The 26,039-nt window shown below is 71.2% G+C and carries 28 protein-coding genes; 26 read left to right on the forward strand and 2 right to left on the reverse strand.

The window, feature by feature from the left end:
• Positions 1-26 precede the first annotated feature (26 nt).
• The gene (gene lexA / locus ES689_RS15010) at positions 27-713 is read right to left on the reverse strand and encodes a transcriptional repressor LexA (protein ID WP_146906315.1); all 687 of its coding nucleotides are present in this window, start codon (positions 711-713) and stop codon (positions 27-29) included.
• A 252-nt stretch (positions 714-965) separates the two neighbouring features.
• On the opposite strand from lexA, the gene ES689_RS15015 reads away from it, so the two are divergent.
• The 6 genes from ES689_RS15015 (at position 966) to ES689_RS15040 (ending at position 5,353) form a co-directional block, all read left to right on the forward strand.
• Positions 966-1,331, forward strand: coding sequence for a LysM peptidoglycan-binding domain-containing protein (locus tag ES689_RS15015; protein WP_146906317.1), 366 nt, complete (start codon positions 966-968; stop codon positions 1,329-1,331).
• A 91-nt stretch (positions 1,332-1,422) separates the two neighbouring features.
• Entirely contained in the window at positions 1,423-2,508 is a 1,086-nt protein-coding gene (locus ES689_RS15020) for a histidinol-phosphate transaminase (RefSeq protein WP_146906319.1), read from the forward strand.
• A complete protein-coding gene (gene hisB, locus ES689_RS15025) occupies positions 2,505-3,119 on the forward strand; it encodes an imidazoleglycerol-phosphate dehydratase HisB (protein WP_146906321.1) in 615 nt (204 codons plus the stop codon). The genes ES689_RS15020 and hisB overlap by 4 nt, the downstream gene beginning before the upstream one ends.
• Positions 3,116-3,751: an imidazole glycerol phosphate synthase subunit HisH gene (hisH, locus tag ES689_RS15030; RefSeq protein WP_146906323.1), complete on the forward strand. Its 636-nt coding sequence runs from the start codon at positions 3,116-3,118 to the stop codon at positions 3,749-3,751. Before hisB ends, hisH begins: the two co-directional genes overlap by 4 nt.
• 76 nt (positions 3,752-3,827) lie before the next feature.
• The gene (gene priA, locus ES689_RS15035) at positions 3,828-4,577 is read left to right on the forward strand and encodes a bifunctional 1-(5-phosphoribosyl)-5-((5-phosphoribosylamino)methylideneamino)imidazole-4-carboxamide isomerase/phosphoribosylanthranilate isomerase PriA (RefSeq protein WP_123548713.1); all 750 of its coding nucleotides are present in this window, start codon (positions 3,828-3,830) and stop codon (positions 4,575-4,577) included.
• On the forward strand, positions 4,574-5,353 hold the full coding sequence (locus ES689_RS15040) for an SseB family protein (protein WP_146906325.1): 780 nt from the start codon (positions 4,574-4,576) through the stop codon (positions 5,351-5,353). Before priA ends, ES689_RS15040 begins: the two co-directional genes overlap by 4 nt.
• A 52-nt stretch (positions 5,354-5,405) precedes the next feature.
• On the opposite strand, the gene ES689_RS15045 is transcribed toward ES689_RS15040, so the two are convergent.
• Positions 5,406-5,744, reverse strand: a complete 339-nt coding sequence (locus tag ES689_RS15045) for a DUF1844 domain-containing protein (RefSeq protein ID WP_123548743.1) — start codon at positions 5,742-5,744, stop codon at positions 5,406-5,408.
• Between the two features lie 351 nt (positions 5,745-6,095).
• Here ES689_RS15045 and infC point away from each other — a divergent pair, with 351 nt between their 5' ends.
• From infC to tyrS, 20 genes are all read left to right on the forward strand, one after another.
• Positions 6,096-6,722 (forward strand): translation initiation factor IF-3, encoded by a 627-nt coding sequence (gene infC, locus ES689_RS15050; protein ID WP_223269643.1) that lies wholly within the window; start codon positions 6,096-6,098, stop codon positions 6,720-6,722.
• A 3-nt stretch (positions 6,723-6,725) separates the two neighbouring features.
• Entirely contained in the window at positions 6,726-6,920 is a 195-nt protein-coding gene (gene rpmI, locus ES689_RS15055) for a 50S ribosomal protein L35 (protein ID WP_123548715.1), read from the forward strand.
• A gap of 30 nt (positions 6,921-6,950) precedes the next feature.
• Positions 6,951-7,343 (forward strand): 50S ribosomal protein L20, encoded by a 393-nt coding sequence (gene rplT / locus ES689_RS15060; protein WP_146906327.1) that lies wholly within the window; start codon positions 6,951-6,953, stop codon positions 7,341-7,343.
• A 173-nt stretch (positions 7,344-7,516) separates the two neighbouring features.
• Positions 7,517-8,329, forward strand: coding sequence for an RNA methyltransferase (locus ES689_RS15065; RefSeq protein ID WP_146906355.1), 813 nt, complete (start codon positions 7,517-7,519; stop codon positions 8,327-8,329).
• 82 nt (positions 8,330-8,411) lie between these two features.
• Complete coding sequence (locus ES689_RS15070) at positions 8,412-9,149, forward strand: amino acid ABC transporter ATP-binding protein (protein WP_146906329.1); 738 nt, start codon at positions 8,412-8,414, stop codon at positions 9,147-9,149.
• A gap of 125 nt (positions 9,150-9,274) precedes the next feature.
• Positions 9,275-10,153, forward strand: coding sequence for a glutamate ABC transporter substrate-binding protein (locus ES689_RS15075; protein WP_146906331.1), 879 nt, complete (start codon positions 9,275-9,277; stop codon positions 10,151-10,153).
• A gap of 107 nt (positions 10,154-10,260) precedes the next feature.
• Complete coding sequence (locus ES689_RS15080) at positions 10,261-10,926, forward strand: amino acid ABC transporter permease (protein WP_123548746.1); 666 nt, start codon at positions 10,261-10,263, stop codon at positions 10,924-10,926.
• Positions 10,923-11,864, forward strand: coding sequence for an amino acid ABC transporter permease (locus ES689_RS15085; protein ID WP_146906333.1), 942 nt, complete (start codon positions 10,923-10,925; stop codon positions 11,862-11,864). The genes ES689_RS15080 and ES689_RS15085 overlap by 4 nt, the downstream gene beginning before the upstream one ends.
• Positions 11,865-11,979: 115 nt before the next feature.
• Entirely contained in the window at positions 11,980-13,020 is a 1,041-nt protein-coding gene (pheS, locus tag ES689_RS15090; protein ID WP_146906335.1) for a phenylalanine--tRNA ligase subunit alpha, read from the forward strand.
• Positions 13,020-15,524 carry a phenylalanine--tRNA ligase subunit beta gene (gene pheT, locus ES689_RS15095; RefSeq protein WP_146906337.1) on the forward strand — a complete coding sequence of 835 codons (2,505 nt, stop codon included), beginning with the start codon at positions 13,020-13,022 and terminating at the stop codon, positions 15,522-15,524. The genes pheS and pheT overlap by 1 nt, the downstream gene beginning before the upstream one ends.
• 57 nt (positions 15,525-15,581) lie before the next feature.
• Complete coding sequence (gene argC, locus ES689_RS15100; RefSeq protein WP_146906339.1) at positions 15,582-16,631, forward strand: N-acetyl-gamma-glutamyl-phosphate reductase; 1,050 nt, start codon at positions 15,582-15,584, stop codon at positions 16,629-16,631.
• Positions 16,628-17,785, forward strand: coding sequence for a bifunctional glutamate N-acetyltransferase/amino-acid acetyltransferase ArgJ (gene argJ / locus ES689_RS15105; RefSeq protein ID WP_146906341.1), 1,158 nt, complete (start codon positions 16,628-16,630; stop codon positions 17,783-17,785). Before argC ends, argJ begins: the two co-directional genes overlap by 4 nt.
• A complete protein-coding gene (gene argB / locus ES689_RS15110) occupies positions 17,785-18,783 on the forward strand; it encodes an acetylglutamate kinase (RefSeq protein WP_146906344.1) in 999 nt (332 codons plus the stop codon). Before argJ ends, argB begins: the two co-directional genes overlap by 1 nt.
• Positions 18,780-19,997, forward strand: coding sequence for an acetylornithine transaminase (locus ES689_RS15115; protein ID WP_223269640.1), 1,218 nt, complete (start codon positions 18,780-18,782; stop codon positions 19,995-19,997). The genes argB and ES689_RS15115 overlap by 4 nt, the downstream gene beginning before the upstream one ends.
• Positions 19,994-20,914 carry an ornithine carbamoyltransferase gene (gene argF / locus ES689_RS15120; protein WP_146906346.1) on the forward strand — a complete coding sequence of 307 codons (921 nt, stop codon included), beginning with the start codon at positions 19,994-19,996 and terminating at the stop codon, positions 20,912-20,914. Before ES689_RS15115 ends, argF begins: the two co-directional genes overlap by 4 nt.
• Positions 20,915-21,023: 109 nt before the next feature.
• Positions 21,024-22,223 (forward strand): argininosuccinate synthase, encoded by a 1,200-nt coding sequence (locus ES689_RS15125; protein ID WP_146906347.1) that lies wholly within the window; start codon positions 21,024-21,026, stop codon positions 22,221-22,223.
• On the forward strand, positions 22,223-23,674 hold the full coding sequence (argH, locus tag ES689_RS15130) for an argininosuccinate lyase (RefSeq protein WP_146906348.1): 1,452 nt from the start codon (positions 22,223-22,225) through the stop codon (positions 23,672-23,674). Before ES689_RS15125 ends, argH begins: the two co-directional genes overlap by 1 nt.
• Complete coding sequence (locus ES689_RS16025) at positions 23,671-23,796, forward strand: hypothetical protein (protein WP_255515959.1); 126 nt, start codon at positions 23,671-23,673, stop codon at positions 23,794-23,796. The genes argH and ES689_RS16025 overlap by 4 nt, the downstream gene beginning before the upstream one ends.
• Positions 23,797-23,801: 5 nt before the next feature.
• Positions 23,802-24,407 (forward strand): DNA-3-methyladenine glycosylase, encoded by a 606-nt coding sequence (locus ES689_RS15135; RefSeq protein ID WP_146906349.1) that lies wholly within the window; start codon positions 23,802-23,804, stop codon positions 24,405-24,407.
• A gap of 12 nt (positions 24,408-24,419) precedes the next feature.
• Entirely contained in the window at positions 24,420-25,730 is a 1,311-nt protein-coding gene (tyrS, locus tag ES689_RS15140; RefSeq protein WP_146906350.1) for a tyrosine--tRNA ligase, read from the forward strand.
• Positions 25,731-26,039 lie beyond the last annotated feature (309 nt).

The following is a 26,039-nucleotide window of genomic DNA, read 5'->3' on the forward strand; positions in this document are numbered from 1 at the left end:
GGCGCTTCGTCGTCGTCGGGACGGCGTCAGACCGAGCGGAGCACCGCCACGACCTTGCCGAGGATCTGTGCGTGGTCGCCAACGATGGGCTCGAACGCGCTGTTCCGGGGGAGCAGCCAGGTGTGGCCGTCACGCTGACGGAAGACCTTCACCGTCGCCTCCTCGTCGAGCATGGCTGCGACGATGTCGCCGTTCTCGGCGTTCTGCTGCTGTCGGACGACGACCCAGTCGCCGTCGCAGATCGCGGCGTCGATCATCGAGTCGCCGACGACCCGCAGCATGAAGAGCTCGCCCTTGCCCACCAGCTGGCGGGGGAGCGGCATGACGTCCTCGACCTGCTGCTCGGCCGTGATGGGGATGCCGGCGGCGATGCGGCCGACCATGGGCACGTGGGCAGTGTCGCCGTCGTCGCTCGTCGACAGGATGCTCGTCACCGCGGCGACGGGGGCCGGATCGCCCAGCACCTCGAGGGCGCGGGGGCGGTTCGGGTCGCGACGGATGCGGCCGGCGAGCTCGAGCTGGTTCAGCTGGTGGGTCACGCTCGACAACGACTTGAGGCCGACGGCGTCGCCGATCTCGCGCATGCTCGGCGGGTAGCCGCTTTGGGCGATGCTCGCCTGGATGGCGGCCAGGATCGACTCCTGCTTGGCGGTGAGCGCCTTGCGCGGGGGCGTCGCCGGGGCGGTCGCCGTGGCGCTGTGCCGGTCGGTCATGTCTCTCCTGCCGTCGATGTCGGTGGTCGCTGGTGTACTCGTCCCACCGACTGGAACCTATCGGATCACAGCTGCGTGGCGAAACACATGTTCGAGTGTGTCGCGCATTCCTGCAGTGGATGTTCGAAGAACGCGGTTGCCAACGGGCCTGATCGAAGATATGTTCGGTACACGTCTTCGTGTCCGGCATTCCCGGCCGAGTGCCGGGCACGAACTCGTATGACCGACTCTCGCGGTGAAAGGACCCACCTCATGAGCAGCATCAGCAGCAGCACCCTCGGCACGACCCCCGGCACCGGCGTCCCGCGCACGCGCCTCCGCATCACGCGTCGAGGCCGGCGGGTCGTGGGCGCGGCGGTCGCGCTCGGCGCAGCGGGCATCGTCGCCACGGGCCTCCTACTCGGCCCGGGCGCCGTGGCGTCCGACCGGGCTGCGGACGTGTCGTTCGCCCAGGTCACCGTCGAGGGCGGCGAGTCGCTCTGGCAGGTCGCGAGCGAGATCGCCCCGACCAAAGACCCGCGCGACGTCGTGAGCGACCTGGTGCGCCTGAACAACCTGCCGAGCGCCGAGGTGGCCGCGGGCCAGACGCTCGCCGTCCCCGAGAAGTACAGCCGCTGACCTGAGTCGCCCTGCCCGGCCCGGTCCGTCCCGCCTGGCAGGTCATGGTCATGGTGAGGTCGCGGCTCCGCCCGCCGCTTACCATGGTGCCGTGTCCTTCAGCCTCGCCGACCTGCCCATCCGCGACGACCTCAAGGGGCTGACGCCGTACGGCGCTCCTCAAGAGCGGGTGCCCGTCGCCCTCAACGTCAACGAGAACACCCACCCCGTCCCCGCCGACGTCGCCGCCGACATCCTCGAGGCCGTCGGCGCGGCCCTCGTCGACGTGAACCGCTACCCGGACCGCGAGTTCTCGCTCCTCCGCGACTCCCTCGCGGGCTACCTCGGCCACGGTCTCAGCCGTGACCACATCTGGGCGGCGAACGGCTCGAACGAGGTCATCCAGCAGATCCTGCAGGCCTTCGGCGGCCCCGGTCGATCGGTCCTCGGGTTCCCGCCCACGTACTCGATGCACTCGATCATCGCGGCGGGCACCGGCAGCACGTGGCTCGAGGGCGCGCGCGACGACGGGTTCACCATCTCGCCAGAGACGGCGGTCGCCGAGATCGAGCGTCTCCGTCCCGACGTCGTCTTCTTCTGCGGTCCGAACAACCCCACGGGCACCCCGCTCGACCTCGAGACCGTGCGGGCCGCCTACGACGCGACGGACGGCATGGTCTTCGTCGACGAGGCCTACGCCGAGTTCATGCCGGCCGGCCAGCCCACGGCACTCACCCTGCTCGAGGGCCGGGAACGCCTCATCGTCTCGCGCACCATGAGCAAGGCCTTCGCGTTCGCCGGTGCCCGGGTCGGCTACATGGCGGCCCACCCTGCCGTCGTCGACGCGCTCCGTCTGGTGCGGCTGCCGTACCACCTCTCCTCCCTCACGCAGGCGGCGGCCGTGGCAGCCCTCGCGCACGCCGACGAGATGCTCGCGATGGTCGACGACATCAAGGCACAGCGCGATCGCATCGTCCGTGTCCTGACCGAGCTCGGCTACAGCCCGTGGCCGACCTGGTCGAACTTCGTGCTGTTCGGGGGCGTCGACGACCCGGCCGACGTCTTCCGTCGCCTCCTCGCCCGGGGCGTGATCGTCCGCGACCTCGGCATCGAGGGGCACCTCCGGGTGAGCGCCGGCACCGAGGCCGAGACGACCGCGTTCCTCGACGCGCTGCGCGACATTAGGCTCTCCTCGTGACCGATCAGCCTCGCGCCCGCACCGCCGCCTCGTCCCGCGAGACGAGCGAGTCGCGCATCCAGCTGTCCCTCGACTTGGACGGGACGGGGCGCTCGTCGATCGACACGTCCGTGCCGTTCTTCGACCACCTCCTGACGGCCCTCTCGAAGCACTCGCTCATCGACCTCGACGTGTCGGCGGCGGGCGACACCCACATCGACGTCCACCACACGGTGGAAGACGTCGGCATCGTGCTCGGGGCCGCGATCAAGGAGGCGCTGGGCGACAAGGTCGGCATCTCCCGTTACGGGGACGCGCTCGTGCCCCTCGACGAGGCCCTGGTCCAGGCCGTCGTCGACGTGTCGGGTCGTCCGTACCTCGTCCACACGGGCGAGCCCGAGGGCTTCGAGTACCACCTGATCGGCGGGCACTTCACGGGCTCGATGGTGCGCCACGTCTTCGAGGCGATCACGTTCCACGCCGGCATCACGGTGCACGTCCGGGTGCTCGGCGGCCGCGACCCGCACCACATCGCCGAGGCGGAGTTCAAGGCGTTCGCCCGTGCCCTGCGCCGAGCGGTCGAGCCCGACCCCAGGGTGACCGGGGTGCCGTCAACGAAGGGCGCCCTGTGACGACGCGTCCCACGGTGGCCGTCCTCGACTACGGCAGCGGCAACGTCCACTCGGCCGTCAAGGCCCTCGAGCTCGCCGGCGCCGACGTCGAGCTCACCCGCGACCGCGGCCGGGTCCAGGCGGCGGACGGCCTCTTCGTCCCCGGCGTCGGGGCGTTCGGCGCCGTGATGAGCCAGCTGCAGTCCGTCCGCGGCGGCGAGATGATCGACCGCCGACTCGCGGGCGGCCGTCCCGTGATGGGCATCTGCGTCGGCATGCAGGTGTTCTTCGAGGGCGGGGTCGAGCGCGGCGCGACGACCGGCGGCCTCGGCGAGTGGCCCGGCGTCGTCGACGAGCTGAAGGCGGACGTGCTGCCCCACATGGGCTGGAACCTCGTCGACGTCCCCGAGGGCAGCGTGCTCTTCGACGGCGTGCGCGACGAGCGCTTCTACTTCGTGCACTCGTTCGCGGCGCAGGCCTGGACGCTCGACGTGATCCGGCCGTTCCCCGAGCCCCACGTCACGTGGGCCGACCACGGCGGGCGCTTCGTCGCCGCCGTCGAGAACGGGCCGCTCTGGGCGACGCAGTTCCACCCGGAGAAATCGGGGCAGCCGGGCATCCGCCTGCTCTCGAACTGGCTCCGCACCCTGTGACCCGCATCCTCTGACCCGACCGCGATCACCGGCCCCCGTCGGCGACAGCACGCGGCACGTCCGCGAGAGAGACACCATGAGCGACTTCTGCACGACCCCCGGCCTCACCCTGTTCCCTGCCGTCGACGTCGCGGGCGGGCAGGCCGTCCGCCTGACGCAGGGCGAGGCCGGCACCGAGACCGGCTACGGCGATCCCGTGGCGGCGGCCGACGACTGGAAGTCGCAGGGCGCCGAGTGGCTGCACCTCGTCGACCTCGACGCGGCGTTCGGTCGGGGCGACAACCGGTCGATCATCAAGAAGGTCATCAAGCAGGTCAAGGGCATCGACGTCGAGCTCAGCGGCGGCATCCGCGACGACCGCTCGCTCGACGATGCCCTGAGCACGGGCGTCAAGCGCATCAACCTGGGCACCGCCGCGCTCGAGAACCCCGAGTGGGCCGCGCACGTCATCGCCGAGTACGGCGAGGCCGTCGCGGTCGGCCTCGATGTGCGCGGCACGACCCTGGCCGCGCGCGGCTGGACGGAGGACGGCGGCGACCTCTGGACCGTCCTCGCCCGGCTCGAGGACGCGGGGTGCGCGCGCTACGTCGTCACCGACGTGACCAAGGACGGCACCCTGACGGGACCGAACACCGATCTCCTCCGCCAGGTCATGGAGCGCACCGACCGTCCGGTCATCGCCTCGGGCGGCATCTCGAGCCTCGACGACATCGCAGCCCTCCGCGAGCTCGTCCCCCTCGGCCTCGAGGGCGCCATCGTCGGGAAGGCCCTCTACTCCGGCGCATTCACCCTCGCGGCAGCCCTCGACGTCGCATCGGTGTCGTGAGCCTGGAGCGCGACCCCTCCCACGCGGCCGACAGCGCCGGGCAGCCGTTCGCCGGCCGCACCTTCGCGCACCACGACACGGCCCACGCGGGCGACGACGGCTCGGCCGACCCGCGCCTCCTCGAGGCTCTCGAGCGCTTCGGCACGGGCGGGCTGCCCGAGCACCAGGTCGTCGACGCCCTGCGCTCGGCCCGTCTGCTGATCCCGCTCGTCGCGGTCGCGGGCGAGGAGGGGCTCGACGACCACGGTCGCCGCGTCGACAAGACGCAGGAGCTGTCCATCGTGACGGTGGCCGGCCCCGACGGCCGCGCGGTGCTGCCGGCGTTCACGAGCGTCGAGGCCCTGGGTCGCTGGGACGCCGTGGCGCGTCCGGTCCCCGTCGACGCGCGGCGGGTCGCGTTGGCGGCCGTCGCCGAGTCGACCGAGCACCTCGTGCTCGACCCGGGCTCGCCCACCGAGTTCGGCGTCCGGCGGCCGGCGCTCTGGGCCGTCGCCCAGGACCTTCCCTGGGTGCCCGCCCACGCGGACGACGCGGTCCTGCAGGCGTTCCTTGCCGCGTCGACCGACGAGGAGGCGCTGGTCGGGCTGGCGATCTCGCCCGGCTATCGAGGCGCCCGCCTCGGCACGCCCGAGATCATCGTCCGGCTCGCCGTGCGGGCCGGCCTCGACCAGCTGCAGCTGAGCGAGCTGCTGCAGCGCCTCCAGGCGTCGTGGCAGGCAGACCCGCTGATCGTCGACCGCGTCGACAGCATGTCCGTCAGCGTCGTCCCCGCCTGACGCGGGTCAGATCGACGGGTCTGATGATCGGGTCAGCCCAGCTGGTCGCGGGTCAGGTGACCGGGCCGGTGAGCTTCTCGCCGGGGCCCTTGCCGACCGCGTCGGGGATCGAGCTGGCCTCGCGGAAGGCGAGCTGCAGCGAACGGAGGCCGTCGCGCAGTGCGCGGGCGTGCTGGTCGCCGATCTCGGGCGCACTCGCCACGACGAGGCCGGCGAGGGACGAGATGAGCTTGCGTGCCTCGTCGAGGTCGGTCTGCGCCGCGGGATCGTCGGCGAGGCCGACCTTGACGGCTGCGGCGCTCATGAGGTGCACCGCGACGGTGTTGATGACCTCGACGGCGTTGACGTCGGCGATGTCGCGGACGGCGTCGGACGGGTGCTCGACCGGGATGCCGACGGAGGCGTCGTCGGAGCGGTCTGCGGGGTGGGTGTGCGGGGTGTGGCTCACGTGCTGATCCTCTGCTAGGCTTCTTCAGGCTCGCAGCGTCTGCTGCGTGCGAAAGTGGAGATTCTCCCACCCGCGCTTGACCGTTACACGAGGTTACCGGGTTGTTGGCACCCCGTTCGATCCGCACCACCCCGAAGAGCGATCCTCGAGGCGGAGCAGGCTGAGCAGCCAGGGTGCAGTGCACGGCCGTCGAGAGACGGTACGGGCCGCGAGAGCGACCGGTGCGCGAACCTCCTCTTTCCCTTCCGCCCCTCCGGGGCGGCAGGTGACGAAGCAACGACAGAGGAGTTCCGCATCAGCGATCCCCGTACGAACGACCGTATCCGCGTCCCCGAGGTCCGCCTCGTGGGTCCTGCAGGTGAGCAGATCGGCGTCGTTCCCATCGCCATGGCGCTGCGTCTCGCCGCAGAGGCCGAGCTCGACCTGGTCGAGGTGGCCCCCAACTCGAAGCCTCCCGTGGCCAAGATCATGGATCACGGGAAGTTCAAGTACGAGGCTGCGCAGAAGGCGAAAGAGGCCCGGCGTAACCAGGCGAACACCATCCTCAAAGAGGTCCGGTTCCGCCTGAAGATCGACAAGCACGACTACGAGACCAAGCGCAAGCGCGCCGAGGGCTTCCTCGAGGGCGGCGACAAGGTCAAGGCCATGATCCTGTTCCGCGGTCGTGAGCAGTCGCGTCCCGACCAGGGCGTGCGTCTGCTCCAGCGCTTCGCGGAGGACGTGTCCGAGCTGGGCAGTGTCGAGTCCACCCCCACCATCGACGGCCGCAACATGGTCATGGTGATCGGGCCCCACAAGAACAAGTCCGAGGCGAAGGCCGAGGCCGAAGCTCGCAAGGCGGCGAACAAGCCCCCGAAGCACCCCACGTCCGACAAGGCGACGGCCGATGCACCGGCCGAGCCGACAGAAGAGAGCAAGTAACACATGCCCAAGCAGAAGACCCACTCCGGTGCCAAGAAGCGTTTCAAGGTCACCGGTTCCGGCAAGATCATGAAGCAGCAGGCCGGCATGCGCCACAACCTCGAGGTGAAGAGCGCCAGCCGCAAGGCGCGCCTCAACCAGGACCAGCTGTTGGCCCCGGCCGACGCCAAGGTCGCCAAGAAGCTTCTCGGTCACTGACCGCTGACACGAACGTAGAGGAACAAGAAAATGGCAAGAGTCAAGAGAGCGGTCAACGCCGCCAAGAAGCGTCGCGTCATCCTCGAGCGCGCCGAGGGCTACCGCGGTCAGCGTTCGCGCCTGTACCGCAAGGCCAAGGAGCAGGTCACCCACTCGCTCGTCTACTCGTACCGTGACCGCCGTGCGCGCAAGGGCGAGTTCCGCCGCCTGTGGATCCAGCGCATCAACGCCGCGTCGCGCCAGAACGGCCTGACCTACAACCGCCTGATCCAGGGTCTGTCCCTGGCCGGCATCGAGGTCGACCGCCGCATCCTCGCCGAGCTGGCCGTGCACGAGCCCGCCACGTTCGCGTCGATCGTCGCGACGGCGAAGGCCGCGCTGCCCGCCGACACCTCGGCTCCCAAGGCCAAGGCCGCCGCGTAGCCCGCACTGCGTCAGCACCACCTCCCGGAGGGCCCGGACAGCGTCAGCTGTCCGGGCCCTTCGGCGTTCGTGCGGGCGTGAGGGAGCCCCTCGCAGTCCGCATCGTCCCGGGCGGGTGAGTCCGTCGGGGAGGCGCGGCACCGGTGCGGCATAGTGGTCGCGTGCGCACCCCTCTGATCGACAACCCCCGTTCGCCGCGAGTCCGGGCGGTGGCGAAGCTCTCCAAGCGGGACGCCCGCACCGAGACGGGGCTGTTCCTGCTGGAGGGGCCGCAGGCGGTGTCCGAGGCGCTCGCGTTCCGCCCCGAGCTGGTGCTCGAGCTCTACGTCACCCCGACCGCGCTCGAGCGGCACCCCAGGCTGGCCGACGCGGCCGACGAGGCGGGCCTCGAGGCCGAGTTCGTCACGGAGGCCGTGCTCGACGCGATGGCCGACACCGTGACCCCGCAGGGCGTCGTGGCGGTCTGCCGCCAGTTCCCGACGTCGGTCAAGGACATCTTCGCCGAGGGCGACGACGGCGGGCCGAAGCTCATCGCCATCCTCGAGGAGGTGCGCGACCCGGGCAACGCCGGCACGATCATCCGTGCCGCCGACGCGGCCGGAGCGGACGCCGTCGTGATGACCGGTCGCAGCGTCGACCTCTACAACCCGAAGGTCGTCCGGGCCACGACCGGCTCCCTCTTCCACGTGCCCGTCGCCGTCGGCATCGACCTCGCGAGCGTCGTGGCGCGGTGCGCCGAGGCCGGCATCCAGGTGATCGCCGCCGACGTCAAGGGCGACGACCTGCTGCAGGCGCGCCGGGACGGCGTCCTCGACGCGCCGACGGCCTGGCTCTTCGGGAACGAGGCGCGCGGGCTCACCGATGACGACCTCGCCCGGGCAGACCGTGCCGTCGTGGTGCCCATCTACGGGCACGCCGAGTCGATGAACCTGGCGACCGCCGCCTCCGTCTGCCTCTACGAGAGTGCGTTCGCCCAGCGCTCGTAGGTCGACCGGACAGCTCGTTTCGGTTGCGTTACGAATCAGCTGTGAGTTTGACCCCCTTCCGGGCGTCTGTTTGTGTGGACCCATGGAACCCCTCGTCGTGGTCGACCACGTCAACAAGCACTTCGGTCAGCTGCACGTCCTGAAGGACGTCACGACCACGGTCGGGCGGGGCGAGGTCGTCGTGGTGATCGGCCCGAGCGGCTCGGGCAAGTCGACTCTCTGTCGGGCGATCAACCGCCTCGAGACGATCGACGACGGTGTCATCTCGATCGACGGCACGCAGCTGCCCGACGAGGGCGCCGCGCTGGCGAAGCTGCGTGCCGACGTCGGCATGGTGTTCCAGAGCTTCAACCTCTTCGCCCACAAGACGGTGCTCGAGAACGTGACCCTCGGCCAGATCAAGGTGCGCGGCCGCTCCAAGACCGAGGCCGAGAAGCGCGCCATGGAGCTCCTCGACCGCGTCGGGGTGGGCGATCAGGCGTCGAAGATGCCGTCCCAGCTCTCCGGCGGCCAGCAGCAGCGCGTGGCCATCGCCCGCGCCCTCGCGATGGATCCGAAGGTGATGCTCCTCGACGAGCCGACGAGCGCGCTCGACCCCGAGATGATCACCGAGGTGCTCGACGTCATGGTGCAGCTCGCGAAGGACGGCATGACGATGGTCGTCGTCACCCACGAGATGGGCTTTGCGCGCAAGGCCGCCGACCGGGTCGTGTTCATGGCCGACGGCCAGATCGTCGAGGAATCGACGCCGGAGGAGTTCTTCACGGCGCCGAAGTCCGACCGCGCCCGCGACTTCCTCTCGAAGATCCTCACGCACTGAGCCCGGGCGCCTCGTTCGCGACGCGCCTCCTCGTGCCCCCGTCCCGGCTTCCCGCCCGGACGAGGAGGCGCCCACAGACTCCCGGACGTCGACCGTCGGCCGGGTCACCCAGCAAGGAGAACGACATGCGACTCAGCAAGGGATTCGTCGCCGTAGCCGCAGCGGCCGTGACGGTGCTCGGCCTCTCGGCCTGCACGGACTCGGCCGCCCCCGAGAGCTCGGTGGACGTCGAGGAGGTCGCGGACTTCCAGGACGGCACGACCATGGCGCGCCTGGCCGAGGCCGGCGAGATCACCATCGGCACCAAGTTCGACCAGCCGCTCTTCGGCCTGGACGACGGCTCGGGCACCCCCCAGGGCTTCGACGCCGAGATCGGCAAGCTCGTGGCCGCCAAGCTGGGCATCCCCGCCAGCGGCATCACGTGGGTCGAGACGGTCTCCGCCAACCGCGAGCCGTTCATCCAGAACGGCGACGTCGACCTCGTCATCGCCACCTACACGATCAACGACGCCCGCAAGGAGGTCGTCTCGTTCGCCGGCCCGTACTACCAGGCCGGTCAGGACCTGCTGGTGCTCGAGGGCAACCCCGACGGCATCGAGAGCGTCGACGACCTCGTGGGCAAGAAGGTCTGCACCGTGAGCGGCTCCACCAGCGAGGCCAACATCGCCGAGTACGTCAGCGCGCCGACCGACATCATCGCGACCGACACCTACTCGAACTGCCTCGAGCCGCTCCGCACCGGTGCGGTCCAGGCCGTCACGACCGACAACGTCATCCTGGCCGGCCTCGCCGACCAGAACGAGGGCGAGTTCGAGGTCGTCGGAGAGCCCTTCACCGAGGAGCCCTACGGCATCGGCCTGGCGCTGGACGACACGGACTTCCGCATGTTCGTCAACGACACGCTCCAGGACGCCGAGGACGACGGAACCTGGGACGAGCTGTGGGAGGCGACGGCCCGCACGGTGCTCGAGACCCCCGAGCCCCCGGCGATCGACCGCTACTAGCGACACCGGCGGGCACCGTGTCGCGTCCTGCGCTCGGTGCCCGCCACCGCCTCCGGCCCCTCGACGGGCCGCCGCCGCCCTGACCTGAGGACACCCTTGTGAACCCCCTGGACGTCATCCCCGGCTTCGACGCCGTGATCGACAACTGGCCCCGCTTCTGGGGCGGCTTCGTCACGACGCTGCAGCTCCTGGTCCTCTCCGGCGTCGGCGCGATCGTCATCGGCTTCGTCGTCGCGGCGATGAGGATCTCGCCCGTCGGGTCGTTCCGGGTCTTCGCGACGGTCTACACCGAGGCGATCCGAAACGTGCCGTTGACGCTCGTGCTCTTCTTCTGTGCCTTCGTGCTCCCGTACCTCGGCGTCGGCATCGGCTACTTCCCGTTGGCGGTGATCGGCCTGACGCTGTACACCTCGCCCTTCGTGGCCGAGGCCGTCCGGTCAGGCGTCAACGGCGTCCCCGTCGGGCAGGCCGAGGCAGCGCGCAGCATCGGCCTGGGCTTCGGCCAGACCCTGACGCTCGTGATCATGCCGCAGGCGATCCGCATGGTCATCCCGCCCCTCATCAACGTGATCATCGCCCTGACGAAGAACACGTCGGTCGCGGGCGGGTTCTTCGTCGCCGAGCTGTTCGCCGCCGGGCGCTTCATCGCCAACTCCCGTGGCGACGCGGTCATCACGACGCTGCTGTCGGTGGCTGTCTTCTACCTGGTCGTCACCATCACCCTGGGTCGCGTCGCGGCCCTGGTCGAGAAGAAGGTCGCGGTCCTGCGATGAGCACGAACGTCCTCTACGACGCCCCTGGCCCCAAGTCCCGCCGCACCTCGCGCATCATCTCCGTGGTGGGCGTGGTCCTGGTGCTCGCGCTCGTCGCCTACGTCGCCTACCTGCTCGGTCGACCGCGCGTCAGCGCGAACGGCGCCGTCACCGCCAGCGTGCTCGACCCTTCCCGGTGGGACATCCTGCTCGACCGCAACCTGTGGCGGAACATCGGCCGAGGCTGGCTGGCCACGGTGCAGGCCGCCGCGGTCGCGTCGGTGCTCGCCGTTGCCATCGGCGTGCTGTTCTCGTTCCTCCGCACGGCACGCACAGCCTGGGTCCGCGTGCCGACCACGATCGTGCTCGAGTTCTTCCGCGGCATGCCCGTGCTGCTCATGATGCTGTTCATCCTGCTGGTCTTCTCGACGGGCGCCTTCTGGGCCGTCGTGGCCGCGCTGGCCGTCTACAACGGCGCCCTCATCGGCGAGGCCCTGCGCTCGGGCATCGCCTCCTTGCCGAGGGGCCAGCGCGAGGCGGGGCTGGCCATCGGCCTCTCGCCGGTGCAGACGCGCTTCGCGATCGAGTTCCCGCAGGCGTTCCGTCAGATGCTGCCGATCATCCTGGCGCAGCTCGTCGTCCTGCTGAAGGACACCTCGCTCGGCTACATCGTCGGCTACGTCGAGCTCACGAGGCAGGGGCTCAACCGGCTCGGCACCTCCTACGGCAGCACGTACACGTTCACCTTGTTCGCCGTGGTCCTCGTGGTCTACCTGATCACGAACCTCCTCTTCTCCTACGTCGTGCGCGTCGTCGACCGACGCACAGGCCGTCGCGGCGTCGTCCGCACCAAGGGCGGCGGCGGTCTCGGCGGTCCTGGTCTGCTCGCCCGCGCCGGCCGTCCGAACATCCCCGCGACCACCGGCGCGGCCGGGGGAGGCGGGGGAGGCGGTCGCTGACAGGTCACCGCGCGGCACCGACCGCTCCTCCCCGGATCCGTGATCGGCGCCTCCTCGTCCCCAGGGCACGAGGAGGCGCGGGTCGCGTCCCCAACGATCGCTAAGCTTGGTTCTCGTGTCAGACTCCGTCCCCATCTCCGAAGAGGCCGTCTCGGCCGCGGTCGACGCGGCCCTCGCCGCCGTCGCGACCGCCGCCTCCGTCGCCGAGCTCAAGGCGGCCCGTGCTCAGCACACCGGCGAGACGTCGGTGCTGGCACGCATGAACGCCGGTCTGCGCGACCTGCCGAATGACCAGAAAGCCGCGGCGGGCAAGCTCGTCGGCGGCGCCCGCGGCCGTGTCGGCCAGGCGGTGGCCGCTCGTGAGGGGCAGCTCGCCGAGCTCGAAGAGGCACAGCGGCTCGTCGACGAGGCCGTCGACGTCACGGCCCTGCCCACCCGGCGCCGGGTCGGCGCGCGGCACCCGCTCGCCCTCCTGCAAGAAGAGATGCTCGACCTGTTCGTCGGGATGGGCTGGGAGGTCAGCGAAGGGCCCGAGCTCGAGCACGAGTGGTTCAACTTCGACGCGCTGAACTTCGACGCCGACCACCCGGCGCGTGCCATGCAGGACACGTTCTTCGTCGACCCGGTCGACGCTCACCTCGTGCTGCGCACTCACACGTCCCCCGTGCAGATCCGGACGCTCCTCGCGAAAGAGCTGCCCGTCTACAACGTCGCCACCGGTCGCGTCTTCCGCACCGACGAGCTCGACGCGACGCACACCCCGGTCTTCACGCAGATCGAGGGCATCGCGATCGATCGCGGCCTCACCATGGCGCATCTGCGGGGCACGCTCGAGCACCTGGCGCGGTCGATGTTCGGGCACGGCGCGCAGATCCGGCTCCGGCCCAACTACTTTCCCTTCACCGAGCCGAGTGCCGAGATGGACGTCTGGCAGCCGAACGCCAAGGGCGGCGCGCGCTGGGTCGAGTGGGGCGGCTGCGGCATGGTCAACCCGAACGTCCTCCGGGCCGCGGGCATCGACCCCGAGGTGCACCAGGGCTTCGCCTTCGGCATGGGCATCGAGCGGACGCTGCAGTTCCGCAACGACCTCAACGACATGCGCGACATGGTCGAGGGCGACGTCAGGTTCAGCGAGCAGTTCGGGATGGTGGTCTGATGCGGGTTCCGCTGAGTTGGCTCGGGGAGCACGTCGACCTCCCCGACGACGTCTCGCTCGAGCACGTGCACGCCGCGCTGGTGTCCGTCGGCTTCGAAGAAGAAGACGTCCACGTCGGCGACGTGACGGGCCCCCTCGTCGTGGGCCAGGTGCTCGAGCTCGAGCCCGAGCCGCAGAAGAACGGCAAGACGATCAACTGGTGCCAGGTCGCCGTCGGTCCCGACGACGTCCGCGGCATCGTCTGCGGCGCCCACAACTTCGTGGTGGGCGACAAGGTCGTCGTGTCGCTGCCGGGCGCGGTGCTTCCCGGGCCGTTCCCGATCGCCGCGCGCAAGACCTACGGCCACGTCTCCGACGGCATGATCGCGTCGACGCGCGAGCTCGGCCTCGGCGACGAGCACGACGGCATCCTCCTGCTCAGCTCGCTCGGCCTCGACCCGGAGGTCGGCACCGACGCGATCGCGCTCCTCGGGCTCGACGAGGCTGCCGTCGAGATCAACGTCACGCCCGACCGCGGCTACGCGTTGAGCATGCGCGGAGTGGCTCGCGAGTACTCCCACGCGACCGGCGCCTCCTTCACCGACCCCGCCGACACCGTCGACGTCGCGACGGCTGACGGCTTCGCCGTGAGCGTCGTCGACGACGCCCCGGTGCGCGGCCGCCAGGCCGTGGCGACCTTCGTCACCCGGGTGGTCCGCGGCGTCGACTCCGCGCGGCCCACCCCGACCTGGATGTCGTCCCGCCTGCGTCTCGCGGGCGTCCGCTCGATCTCGCTGCCGGTCGACATCACGAACTACGTGATGCTCGAGCTCGGCCAGCCGATCCACGGCTACGACCTCGCTGCGGTCCAGGGCGGGCTGACGGTCCGCCGTGCCGCGGCAGGCGAGAAGCTCGAGACCCTCGACGGCACCGTCCGCACCCTCCACGTCGAGGACCTCGTCATCGCTGACGAACGAGGCGCCGTCGGCATCGCCGGCGTCATGGGCGGCGCGCGCACCGAGATGGGCGCGGGCACCACCGACGTCCTCGTCGAGGCCGCCACGTTCGACCCGATCTCGATCGCGCGCAGCGCGCGTCGGCACAAGCTTCCGAGCGAGGCGTCCCGTCGCTTCGAGCGGGGCGTCGACCCCGCCGTCTCGGCTCCCGCGGCACAGCGGGTCGTCGACCTGCTCGTCGAGCTCGCGGGCGGCACGGCCGACTCGCTCGGCTCCTCCCTCGACGAGTCCGTCGCGCCCGGAGCCGTCGAGCTGCCGAGCGACCGCGCCGCCAGCCTGATGGGCGTCGACTACACCGCGGACGAGGTCGTGGGCGCGCTGCGCTCCGTCGGCGCCGTCGTCGTCGAGTCCGGCGACGGCTGGCAGGTGACGCCGCCGACCTGGAGGAGCGACCTCCGCACGTCGGCCGACCTCGTCGAAGAGGTGGCCCGCATCACCGGGTACGACCGCATCCCGTCGGTCCTGCCCGTGGCGCCTCCCGGGCGTGGTCTGTCCCGCGAGCAGAAGCTCCGCCGCCGGGTCGCTGCCTCGCTGGCCGCGGCAGGATCGGTCGAGGTCCAGGCATACCCGTTCGTCCGTCCCGACCAGAACGCCGCCTTCGGCTCGATCGACGGCTCAGTCACCGGCTCGGCTGTCCCTGCCGTCGCCCTCGCCAACCCGCTCGACAGCGCCGCGCCCCAGCTGCGTCGATCGCTGCTCCCCGGGCTGCTCGACGTCGTGCGCCGCAACACCTCCCGCGGGCTGGTCGACGTCTCGGTCTTCGAGAGCGGCACGGTCTTCCTGCCGGTCGAGGGCACGACCTACGGCACCGCCGAGGTGCCCGTCGGTGCCGAGCGCCCCGGTGACGAGCTCCTTGACCAGCTGGCCGCCAGCCTCCCCGCCCAGCCCCGGCACCTGGCCGTGGCCGTCGTCGGAGACGCCGTCGACCGCCAGCCGGGGCAGCTGGTCGTCGCCGCCGGCCTGGCCGACGTGCTCGACGACCTCCGGGTCGCCGTCCGCGCCGCCGGGGCCGTGGTCGAGTTCCGCTCGGGGCGGCACCCTTCGCTGCACCCGGGCCGCACGGCCGAGGTGCTGGTGGCCGGCGAGGTCGTCGGCGTGGCCGGCGAGCTGCTGCCCACGGTGGCGGCCGAGATCGACCTGCCGCGCGTCGTCGCGGTCGGCGAGATCGACCTCGACCGTGTCCTCGCGCTGTCCGACGTCCCCGTCCAGCCGTCGGCGATCTCGTCCTACCCGGCCGCGACGCAGGACTTGTCGCTTGTCGTGGGCGTCGACGTCGCCGCGGGCGACCTGCTCGAGACCGTCCGCGAGGGCGCCGGCGACCTGCTCGAGTCCGTGCGGCTCGTCGACGACTACCGGGGCACCGGCCTGCCGGAGGCGACCAAGTCGCTGACGTTCGCGCTGCGGTTCCGCGCCGACGACCGCACGCTGACGGCCGCCGAGGCGACCGAGGCCAAGCAGGGGGCCGTCCGCCTCGCCGGAGAGCGATCAGGGGCGACGCTCCGCGAGTGACCTCGCGAGGCGCCGCCGCCCTCGATCCTCGACCGACTCGACCATCAGGATGGACACATGCCTCACTCCGTAGCAGTCGCGGGCGCCAGCGGGTACGCCGGCGGCGAGCTCCTCCGGCTCCTCGCCGCGCACCCCGACTTCGAGGTCACGACCGTCACGGCGTTCCAGAACGCCGGGCAGCCCCTCGTCGCCCTGCAGCCCCACCTGCGCTCCCTCGCGCACCTCACGCTCGTCGAGACGACGGCCGAGACCCTCGCCGGGCACGACGTCGTCTTCCTCGCCCTCCCTCACGGCAAGTCCGGCGCGATCGCCGCGCAGCTGCCCGACGACGTCCTCGTCGTCGACTGCGGGGCCGACCACCGTCTCACCGACGAGGCGGCCTGGGCGCAGTTCTACGGCACCGAGTACCACGGCGCGTGGGCCTACGGGCTGCCCGAGCTGCTGCTCGGCGCGTCCGGCGGGCGTCAGCGCGACGCCCTGCGCGGCGCTCGTCGCATCGCCGTGCCCGGCTGCAACGTCACGGCCGTGACCCTCGGCCTCGCCCCGGGCGTCCGCGCTGGGCTTGTCGAGACGACCGACATCGTCTCGGTCCTGGCCGTCGGCCCGTCGGGAGCCGGCAAGGCGCTCGCGCCGCACCTCCTCGCCAGCGAGCTGATGGGGTCGGCCTCCGCCTACGGGGTCGGCGGCACGCACCGCCACGTGCCCGAGATCCAGCAGAACCTCCGGCTCGCCGGCGCGCAAGACGTCAGGATCTCGTTCACCCCCGTGCTCGTCCCGATGTCGCGGGGCATCCTCGCGACCACGACGGCGACGCTCGCCCCCGGCGTCGGCGCCCACGACGTGCGCACCGCCTGGGAGCAGGCCTACGCGGACGAGCCCTTCGTCCACGTCCTGCCCGAGGGCGTCTTCCCCCGGACCGCCGACACCGTGGGCGCGAACACGGCCCTCATCGGTCTCGCCGTCGACGAGGCCGCCGAGCGCGTCGTCGTCGTCAGCGCCATCGACAACCTCGTGAAGGGCACGGCCGGCGCGGCCGTCCAGTCCGCCAACATCGCCCTCGGCCTCCCCGAGACCGCGGGCCTCAGCACGGACGGAGTGGCACCGTGAGCGTCACCGCAGCACAGGGCTTCACCGCAGCCGGCGTCGTCGCCGGCCTCAAGAGCACCGGCGCGCGCGACGTCGCCCTGGTCGTCAACACCGGCCGCAGCAAGGCCGCCGCCGCCGTCTTCACGAGCAACCGCGCCAAGGCCCACCCCGTGCTGTGGTCGCAGCAGGTGCTGGGCGACGGCATCGCGGAGGCGGTGGTCCTGAACTCGGGAGGCGCCAACTGCTTCACCGGCCCGTTCGGCTTCCAGACCACCCACGCGACGGCGGAGGCCGTCGCCGAGTCGCTCGGCGTCTCGGCGGGCGACGTCGTCGTGTGCTCCACCGGCCTGATCGGCGTCGGCGACCAGGTGTTCCGCGACAAGGTGCTCTCCGGCTCGCGTGCTGCCGCGACCGAGCTGAGCGCCGAGGGCGGCACGGATGCCGCGCACGCGATCATGACGACCGACAGCGTGCCGAAGCAGGCCGTCGTCAGCGGTGACGGCTGGGTCGTCGGCGGCATGGCCAAGGGCGCCGGCATGCTCGCGCCGGGCCTCGCCACCATGCTCGTCGTCCTGACGACCGACGCCGACCTTCCGGCCGAGACGCTCGACGCCTCGCTGCGCGCGGCCACCCGGGTCACCTTCGACCGCCTCGACTCCGACGGCTGCATGTCGACGAACGACACGGTCGTCCTCCTGTCGAGCGCCGAGTCCGGCGTGGCGCCGTCGGCCGACGACTTCACCACGGCGGTCACCGAGCTCTGTGCCGACCTGGCGCGCCAGCTCCAGGCGGACGCGGAGGGCGCCTCCCACGACATCCGCATCGAGGTCGTCGGCGCCGTCGACGAAGAGGACGCGGTCGAGGTGGGCCGATCGATCGCCCGGAACAGCCTCTTCAAGGCCGCCGTGTTCGGCAACGACCCCAACTGGGGCCGTGTGCTCGCCGCGATCGGCACCACGTCGGCCGCCTTCGACCCCTACGACGTCGACGTGTCGATGAACGGCGTCCGGGTCTGCCACGCGGGCGCACCCGACGTGCCGAGCGAGAGCGTCGACCTCACCCCGCGAGCCGTCCACGTGCTGGTCGACCTGCGCGCCGGCGACGCCGAGGCGACCATCCTTACCAACGACCTCACGCACGACTACGTGCACGAGAACAGCGCGTACTCCAGCTGATGGGCGCACACGAGGTGACCCACAGCGCCGAGCAGGAGCTCGCGGCCGTCAAGGCCGCGACCCTGATCGAGTCGCTGCCCTGGCTCAAGCGCTTCTCCGGCAAGGTCGTGGTCGTGAAGTTCGGCGGCAACGCGATGGTCGACGAGGCCCTCGGCCGTGCCTTCGCGGAGGACATGGTCTACCTGCGGCTCGCCGGCCTGTACCCGGTGGTCGTCCACGGAGGTGGTCCGCAGATCTCCGCGGCCCTCGCGACCGCGGGCATCCCGAGCGACTTCCGCGGCGGGTACCGCTACACGAGCACCGAGGCCATCGCCGTGGTCCGCGACGTCCTGGCCGGGGACGTCGCGCAGCAGATCGTCGGGCTCGTCAACGAGCACGGCGACCTGGCCCGCAGCGTGTCCGGCGAGGGCTCGACGCTGTTCCGCGGTCGCCGGCGCGGCACCGTCGTCGACGGGGAGGCCGTCGACCTCGGGCACGTGGGCGACGTCGTCGACGTCGACCCGTCGTCGGTGCTCGCCGAGATCGAGGCCGGACGCATCCCCGTGGTGTCGTCGCTCGCAGTCGACGAGGGCGACGAGGGGTCGCTGCTCAACGTGAACGCCGACGCTGCGGCCTCCGCGCTCGCGGTGGCGCTCCGGGCCACCAAGCTTGTCGTCCTCACCGACGTCGCGGGCCTGTACTCCGACTGGCCGAACCGCGACTCGCTCGTGGCCGCCATCACCGTGTCGGCGCTCACGGACATGCTCCCGTCGCTCGAGTCGGGCATGATCCCCAAGATGACGGCCTGCCTCGACGCGGTCGTCGGCGGCGTCGGGGGAGCGACCATCATCGACGGTCGCATCCCGCACTCGATCCTCCTCGAGGTCTTCACCCAGCGCGGGTCGGGCACCGAGGTCGTCCCCGATGACAGGGCCGCCGCCTACGGCGCGCCCGTCGTCGACTCGTTCCCGATCATCCCGGTCGGCGACGTCAGCACCCCGCAGGAAGGACAGTCGTGACCACCACCCAGACCCCAGCCGGACACGACGCCCGTCGCGACTGGCAGAGCCGGTTCGGCGACGCGTTCATGCGCTCGCTGGCCACCCCGAAGGTGATGCTCGAGCGCGGCGAGGGCTGCGTCGTGTGGGACGTCGACGGCAAGCGCTACCTCGACTTCCTGGCCGGCATCGCGGTCAACGCCCTCGGCCACGCGCACCCCGTGCTCGTCGAGGCGATCGCCCGACAGGCCGGCGCGCTGATCCACGTCTCCAACTACTTCGCGACCGAGCCGCAGCTGGCGCTCGCCGAGCGCCTCCTCCGCATCAGCGGCGCTGGCGACGAGGGCCGCGTCTACTTCGCGAACAGCGGGGCCGAGGCCAACGAGGCCGCGTTCAAGCTCGCCCGCCTGAACAGGGGAGACGGGCGCCGCACGCGCGTCCTCGCCCTGCAGAACTCGTTCCACGGGCGCACCATGGGCGCTCTCGCCCTGACCGGCAAGCCCGCGCTCCGCGGACCCTTCGAGCCGATGGTGGCGGGCGTCGAGCACATCGACACGACGCTCGAGGCCCTCGAGGCCGCGATGGGCGACGACGTCGCGGCTCTCTTCGTCGAGCCGATCAAGGGCGAGGCCGGCGTGCTCGACCTCCCCATCGGGTTCCTCGAGAGGGCCCGTGAGCTGACCCGCGAGCACGGAGCGCTCCTCGTCCTCGACGAGATCCAGACGGGCATCGGCCGCACCGGCTCCTGGTTCGCGTTCCAGCAGTTCGACGTCGTGCCCGATGCGATCACGGTCGCCAAGGGGATCGCCGGGGGAGTGCCCATCGGCGCGCTCGTCACCTTCGGGGCCGCCTCCGACCTGTTCGAGGCCGGCCAGCACGGCAGCACGTTCGGCGGGAACCCGCTGGCCACGGCTGCTGCGGACGCGGTCCTCGGCGAGATCGAGCGCGCCGGCCTGGTCGAGGCCGCCGTCGTCCGAGGCGCCCAGATCCGTGCCGCCGTCGAGGCGATGGACTCGCCGCTCGTCGCCGGCGTCCGCGGGCAGGGCCTGCTGATCGGCATCGGCCTGGCCCAGCCGATCGCCGCCGAGATCTCGGCCCGGTGCCTCGAGGCAGGCCTGATCGTCAACGCCCCCAACGACTCCAGCATCCGTCTCGCTCCGCCGCTCATCGTGGGCGACGCCGAGATCGCCGAGTTCTCCGCCCTCTTCTCCCGCGTCCTGAAAGGTCTCGAATGACCCGCCACTTCCTCCGCGACGACGATCTCAGCCCCGCTGAGCAGCTCGAGGTCCTCGACCTCGCCGATGCCCTCAAGCGCGACCGCTGGTCACAGCGCCCCCTCGAGGGGCCGCAGACGGTCGCCGTGATCTTCGACAAGTCGTCCACGCGCACCCGGGTCTCGTTCGCGGTCGGCATCGCCGACCTCGGCGGCAGCCCGCTCGTGATCGCGACCGCGAACAGCCAGCTGGGTGGCAAGGAGACGCCGTCCGACACCGCGCGCGTCCTCGAGCGCATGGTCGCGGCCATCGTCTGGCGCACCTACGCGCAGTCCGGCCTGGAGGAGATGGCGTCCGGCACGACCGTCCCGGTCGTCAACGCGCTCAGCGACGACTTCCACCCCTGCCAGCTGCTGGCCGACCTGCAGACCATCCGGGAGGTGAAGGGCACGCTCGCGGGCCTCTCCGTCGCCTTCGTCGGCGACGGCCGGAGCAACATGGGCCAGTCGTACCTGCTGGCCGGCGCCACCGCCGGCATGCACGTCCGCATCGGCTCGCCGGCGGGCTTCCAGCCCGAGCAGCACGTCGTCGACGACGCGGCCGCGATCGCCGCGACGACCGGCGGCTCCGTTCAGGTGGTCGACGACGCGGCGGCTGCCGTCGCGGGCGTCGACGTTGTCGTCACCGACACCTGGGTCTCCATGGGCAAAGAGGACGAGAAGGACGAGCGCGTCGCCGTGTTCGGCGGCTTCAAGGTCGACCAGGCGCTGATGGCGCAGGCGGCCGACGACGCGATCTTCCTGCACTGCCTCCCCGCCGACCGCGGCTACGAGGTCGACGCCGACGTCATCGACGGCCCGACCAGCGTCATCTGGGACGAGGCGGAGAACCGCGTCCACGCCCAGAAGGCGCTCCTGACCTGGCTGCTCTCGCACTGAGACAGCACCGGCGAGCCAGCAGCACCGAGCTCGCAGCACCTGCCGCCCCGGCCACGAGGCCGGGCGGCCTCCCGATAAGATCACCCACACACCACACTCAAGGAGAACCATGGCGGAACGCGTCGTCCTCGCATACTCCGGAGGTCTCGACACCTCCGTCGGCATCGGCTGGCTCGCTGACGCGACCGGCAAGGAGGTGGTCGCCCTCGCCGTCGACGTCGGACAGGGCGGCGAGGACATGGACGACATCCGTCAGCGTGCCCTCGACTGCGGCGCCGTCGAGTCGGTCGTCGTCGACGCCAAGGAGGAGTTCGGGCGCGACTACCTGATGCCCGCCCTCAAGGCCAACGCGATGTACCAGAAGACCTACCCGCTGGTCTCGGCCCTCAGCCGCCCGCTGATCGCCCGCCACCTCGCCCGCGTGGCGAAGGAGCTCGGCGCCGACAGCGTCGCGCACGGCTGCACCGGCAAGGGCAACGACCAGGTCCGCTTCGAGGCAGCCGTGGCCGCTCTCGCGCCCGACCTGACCAGCATCGCGCCCGTCCGCGACCTTGCACTCACCCGCGACAAGGCGATCATCTACGCCGAGCAGCACTCGCTGCCCATCCGTCAGAGCGCCGCGAACCCCTATTCGATCGACAAGAACGTCTGGGGCCGCGCGGTCGAGACGGGCTTCCTCGAGGACCCGTGGAACCCGCCGATCGAAGATCTGTACGAGTACACGCAGGATCCCTCCGTCATCAAGGACGCGGACGAGGTCGTCATCACCTTCCAGGCCGGCGTGCCGACCGCGATCGACGGAGTCGGCTACACGCCGCTCGGCATCGTGCAGAAGATGAACGAGCTCGCGGGCGCTCACGGCGTCGGCCGCATCGACGTCGTCGAGGATCGCCTCGTCGGCATCAAGAGCCGTGAGGTCTACGAGGCTCCGGGTGCCGTGGCGCTGATCCAGGCGCACGAGGCGCTCGAGGCGCTCACGATCGAGCGCGACCTCGGTCGCTACAAGCGCGGGGTCGAGGCCGAGTGGTCCAACCTCGTCTACGACGGCCTGTGGTTCTCGGGCCTGAAGCGCTCGCTCGACGTCTTCATCGACGACACGCAGAAGTACGTCTCGGGCGAGATCCGCCTCAAGCTGCAGGGCGGCCGTGCAGTCGTGACGGGCCAGCGGAGCGACCAGAGCCTGTACGACTTCGACCTCGCGACCTACGACACCGGCGACACGTTCGACCAGTCGCTGTCCAAGGGCTTCATCGAGATCTGGTCCCTGCCGAGCAAGATCTCGGCGCGTCGCGACCTGGCGCAGCAGTAGTGGTCGACGCGACCCCGCGCCAGAACCAGCGGGCGGGGGAGGCGGGTGCCCTGTGGGGTGGCCGGTTCGCCTCGGGCCCCGCCCCCGAGCTCGCCGCCCTGAGCAAGTCCACGCAGTTCGACTGGCAGCTCGCGCCGTATGACATCGCGGGGTCCCGGGCGCACGCTCGGGCCCTCGCGGCGGCGGGGTACCTCGACGAGACCGAGCTCGAGGGCATGATCGCCGCACTCGACCAGCTCGAGGCCGACGTCGCCGACGGCTCCTTCGTGGCGGCAGAGTCCGACGAAGACGTGCACTCCGCGCTCGAGCGCGGCCTGATCGGCATCGCCGGCACCGAGCTCGGCGGCAAGCTCCGCGCGGGCCGCAGCCGGAACGACCAGATCGCGACCCTCGTGCGGCTCTACCTGCGTGACCACGGTGCCGCGATCGGCCGTCTCGTGGTCGGGCTCGTCGACGCGATCGCGTCGCAGGCCTCGGCGCACCCCGACGCCGTGATGCCCGGGCGCACGCACCTGCAGCACGCTCAGCCCGTCCTGCTCGCGCACCACCTCCTCGCCCATGCCTGGCCGCTGGTCCGCGACCTCGAGCGTCTGCGCGACTGGTCGCGTCGGGCCTCCGCGTCGCCCTACGGCGCGGGCGCCCTCGCCGGCAGCTCGCTCGGACTCGACCCGATGCTGGTCGCGACCGAGCTGGGCTTCGAGCGCACCACCGAGAACAGCATCGACGCCACGGCCAGCCGAGACGTCGTCGCCGAGTTCGCCTTCGTCGCGGCCTCGATCGGCATCGACCTGTCGCGGCTCTCCGAAGAAGTGATCCTCTGGTCGACGCGCGAGTTCGGCTTCGTCAAGCTGCACGACTCGTTCTCGACCGGGTCGTCGATCATGCCGCAGAAGAAGAACCCGGACATCGCCGAGCTAGCCCGGGGCAAGTCGGGGCGGCTGATCGGCAACCTCACGGGCCTCCTGGCGACGCTGAAGGGCCTTCCGCTCGCGTACAACCGCGACCTGCAGGAGGACAAGGAGCCGGTGTTCGACTCGGTCACCCAGCTCGAGGTGCTGCTGCCCGCGTTCACGGGCATGATCGCCACGCTCGAGTTCGACGAGGCCCGCATGGCCGAGCTGGCGCCGCAGGGCTTCTCGCTCGCGACGGACGTGGCCGAGTGGCTCGTCCGCCAGGGAGTGACGTTCCGTGACGCCCACGAGATCAGCGGCGAGCTGGTGCGGTTCTGCGAGCAGCAGGGCCTGGAGCTCGACGAGCCGACCGACGTGCAGTACGCCGAGGTGTCGTCCCACCTCACCCCCGAGATCCGCGCGGTCCTGACCGTGCGCGGCTCGATCGGCAGCAGGCAGGGCGTCGGCGGGACGGCTCCCGAGCGCGTCGCCGAACAGCTGGCCGAGCTGACCGAGCGCGTCGCGCACCTGGTCCGCGACCTCGACCCGGTCTCGGCGTGACCGAGCCGCGTCGACCGCGTACCCCGCGTGCCTGGCTGCTGCCCGCGGTCGTCGCGGTGTGCGTCGTCGTCCTCGTCGCGGTCGCCGTGATCGCGACCGCCTCGGGCCAGCGGTTCTTCTGAACGAGGTGACCCGGCTGCTGACGCGGCCGGCCCTCGAGGTGGGCCCGCTCCTCCTCGGCTCGGTGTTCCGGGTCGGGGAGGTGGCGGTCAGGCTCACCGAGGTCGAGGCCTACCACGGCCAGGGGCAGGATCCCGGGTCGCACGCGCACCGCGGGCCGACGGCGCGGAACGCGAGCATGTTCCGCGAGGGCGGGACCCTCTACGTGTACCTGTCGTACGGGATCCATCGGTGCGTCAACATCGTCTGCGGCCCCGAGGGCTACGCCTCCGGCCTGCTGCTCCGCGCGGGCGAGGTCGTCGACGGGCTCGAGGTCGCCCGGTCTCGTCGTCCCGCCGCGCACAAGGACGCCGACTTGGCGAAGGGACCAGGGAGGCTCGGGTCGGCACTCGACATCGGTCTCGACGACGACGGCAGCACCCTGGGCACCGGGCGTTTCTCACTCGAGTTGCCGACCGGGCCCGTCGGCGAGGTCGTCGCCGGTCCCCGCGTCGGGGTGTCCGGCCTTGCCGGGACCGAAGAGTTCCCGTGGCGGTTCACACTCCCGGGCGAGCCGTCGGTCTCGGCCTGGCGGGCCGCGGTCAGGCGCGGCGGCGGCACGCCCGCACGCTGATACCGTTCTCGGGTGAGCAGCGAAACCACGGCCGACGTCCTCGCCGGCCAGGCCAACGACCCCACGTTCGACGACGTCTGGGACGAGCTGCAGTGGCGCGGCCTCGTGCACGTGTCGACCGACGTCGACGCGCTGAAGTCCGTGCTCGCCGGCCCGCCGATCACCTACTACTGCGGGTTCGACCCGACCGCGCCGAGCCTGCACCTCGGCAACCTGGTGCAGCTGCTGCTGATGCGTCGCCTCCAGCTGGCCGGTCACCGGCCGCTCGGGCTCGTCGGAGGCTCGACGGGCCTGATCGGCGATCCGCGTCCGACTGCCGAGCGCACCCTGAAGACGCCGGAGCAGACCGCCGAGTGGGTGACGCGGATCCGCGTGCACGTCGAGAAGTTCCTCACGGCCGAGGGGGAGAACGGCCTTCAGGTCGTGAACAACCTCGACTGGACGGCGCCACTGTCGGCGATCGAGTTCCTCCGCGACATCGGCAAGAACTTCCGGGTGGGCACGATGCTCAAGAAGGACGCGGTGAGCGCTCGCCTCAACTCGGACGCCGGCATCAGCTACACCGAGTTCAGCTACCAGATCCTGCAGGGCCTCGACTTCCGTGAGCTCTACCGCCAGCACGAGTGCGTGCTGCAGACGGGGGGCAGCGACCAGTGGGGCAACCTGACGAGCGGCACCGAGCTGATCCGTCGCACCGAGGGGGTCGCGGTGCACGCCATCGGGACCCCGCTGATCACCAACAGCGACGGCACGAAGTTCGGCAAGAGCGAGGGCAACGCCATCTGGCTCGACCCCGAGCTGACGAGCCCCTACGCCATGTACCAGTTCTGGCTCAACACCGACGACGGAGACGTCGTCTCCCGCCTGCGGGTCTTCACGTTCCTCGACCGCGCGGCGATCGAGTCGCTCGAGCGCGCGGTGGCCGACGAGCCTTTCCGGCGGGAGGCGCAGCGCACGCTTGCATGGGAGGTCACGCGCCTGGTCCACGGCGAGGTCGCCACGCAGTCGGCCATCGACGCGGCCGCCGCTCTCTTCGGACAGGGCGACCTGAGTGTCCTGGACGAGGACACCCTCCGCAGCGCGGTCGCCGAACTCCCGTCCGCGGAGGCGGACTCGACCACCACCGTGGCCCAGGCCCTGGTGGCCACGGGGTTGTCGGCATCCCTCGGTGCCGCCCGCCGGAGCACCGGTGAGGGCGGGGTCTACCTGAACAACATCCGGGTGGTCGACGCCGACGCCCCGGTGGGGGAGTCCACCCTGGCCGGCGGCACCGTGGTGCTGCGCCGAGGCAAGAAGACACTCGCCGGCGTCATGGTCCGCTGACCCACCCGATCCGTGATGACGAAGGCCCGCCCCTGCACAGGGGCGGGCCTTCGTGCACCCGGCAGCAGAGATCGTCGATCGGCGGGGTGGGCCGCGTGGCTCAACGTGCCTCTGGAAGCCATGTGACGCCCTCTGGCGGGCGAACGGAGCTCGGACCCTTGATTTTCCGGGGATCGATGTTCCGACACGCCCGGGATGCGGCAGGGTTTGGACGATGTGGCTGGTGTGCCTGTAATGTTTCCTCTTGTCACCACGGAGGTGCGGCGGAGCGAAGCTTCACCGGCCACCGAGTGACACTGACCTCCAAGT

It is taken from the genome of Frigoribacterium sp. ACAM 257, from assembly GCF_007954365.1.
Classification (GTDB): domain Bacteria; phylum Actinomycetota; class Actinomycetes; order Actinomycetales; family Microbacteriaceae; genus Frigoribacterium.